We start from the raw sequence: 1,785 nt of genomic DNA, 5'->3' as shown, positions 1-1,785 counted from the left end.
CGATGCGGCCGCCTGGGTCAACGCGATGGCGATCGGGCGCCACTACCGGATGTTCCTGCTCGGCCGCTGGAGCCACTTGCAGCTGCTGTGGCGCAGCGACAGCGGGCAGTTGCTGCTGTTCGCCGGCGAGCAGCCGGACAGCACGCACTCGGTGACGCTGCGCGCGCTGGAGCGGCTGCGCACGGCCGACCTGCTGGTCTCGCTGTCGGACTACTCGCTGGTGCAGCGGGCGGTCGACGGCATGCTGCGCAGCCTCGCGACGCTGCGTTGAGCGCGCGCATGCCAACCGCAGGGCTGCGGGCCTGGCCGGGCCTGCTCGCGATCGTGCTGTGCGCCTCGGCGCTGGCGCAGAGCGACACGTCACCGCCCACGCCGCCACCCACGCCGCAGCCCACCCGCCCGCGCATCGGCCTCGTGCTGTCCGGCGGCGGCGCGCGCGGCCTGTCGCACGTCGGCGTGCTGAAGGTTCTGGAGCGCCAGCGCATCCCGGTCGACGTGATCGCCGGCACCTCGATGGGCGCGATCATCGGCGGCCTGTACGCGAGCGGCATGGACGCCGACACGCTGGAGCGCGAGCTGCTGAAGGTCAACTGGGATGCGGTGTTCGCGAACCGCGTCGACCGCCAGCTGCTGTCGCAGCGACGCAAGGAAGAAGATTTCGAGATCTCGCCGTTGATCGAGTTCGGCATGCGCGACGGCGAACTGCGCGCGCCGCTCGGTGCGCTGTCGGGCCGCGGGCTCGAGACGCTGCTGCGGCGCTACACGCTGCCGGTGCGCTCGGTGCGCGATTTCGACCGGCTGCCGATCCCGTTCCGCGCCGTCGCCACCGACATGGAAGACGGCCGCGCGGTGATCCTGAGCCAGGGCGACCTCGCGCTCGCGCTGCGCTCCAGCATGAGCGTGCCAGGCGTGTTCCCGCCGACCGAGATCGACGACCGCATCCTCGGCGACGGCGGCCTGGTCGACAACGTGCCGGTCGACGTGGCGCGCGCGATGGGCGCCGACATCGTGATCGCCGTCAACATCGGCACGCCGCTGGCCCCGCGCAAGACGCTCGGCTCGGTGGGCGGCCTGACCGGCCAGATGATCAACATCCTGACCGAGCAGAACGTGCAGCGCAGCCTGGCCTCGCTCGGCGGGCGCGACCTGCTGATCTCGCCGCAGCTGGGCGACATCACCTCGGGCGACTTCAACAAGACGCGCGAGCTGATCGCGCTCGGCGAGCAGGGGGCCGCCCAGCTCGCGGCGCGCCTGGCCGCGCTGTCGCTCGACGAGACCGCGTACGCGCAATGGAAGGCCGGCCACCCGCGCGAGGCCCCGCCGCAGGCGACGCTCGCCTTCGTCGAGTTCGAGGGCAGCGGCCTGACCAACCCGAAGCGCTTCGCGGCGCAGATGGAATCGGCCGCCGGCCAGCCCTTCGACGCGGCCAAGGCCGAGCGCGACGCGCGGCGCCTGGCCGCCAGCGGCGACTACGTGCGCGCCGACTACGAGCTGGTGTCGACCGACCGCGGCGACGGGCTGGTCTTCGACCTGGAGGACAAGCCCTGGGGGCCGCACTACTTCCGCGTCGGGCTGGACCTGAACACCGATTTCACCGGGCGCAGCGGCTTCAACCTGAAGATCAGCCACAACCGCCACTGGCTGGACGCCAACGGCACCGAGTGGCGCAACCGCGTGCAGATCGGCGAGGTGCCAAAGCTGTTCTCCGAGCTCTACCACCCGCTGAACTGGACGCTCGGCATCTCGAACGACTGGTTCGTGGCCGGCTACGGCGAGGCCGAACGC

General features: G+C 71.7%; 1 protein-coding gene and 1 pseudogene. Both read left to right on the top strand.

Annotated features, from left to right (window positions below; genetic code table 11):
* Window positions 1–271, top strand: a pseudogene (locus AC1D01_RS33110) (hypothetical protein); the annotation flags it as partial.
* A gap of 8 nt (window positions 272–279) precedes the next feature.
* A partial coding sequence (locus tag AC1D01_RS33105) for a patatin-like phospholipase family protein (protein ID WP_477873716.1) occupies window positions 280–1,785 on the top strand: 1,506 nt, incomplete at its 3' end.

This window comes from Rhizobacter sp. P3_B12, from assembly GCF_056402895.1.
The sequence above is the reverse complement of the archived record's forward strand: the minus strand, read 5'-3'. Positions and strand labels throughout refer to the sequence as shown.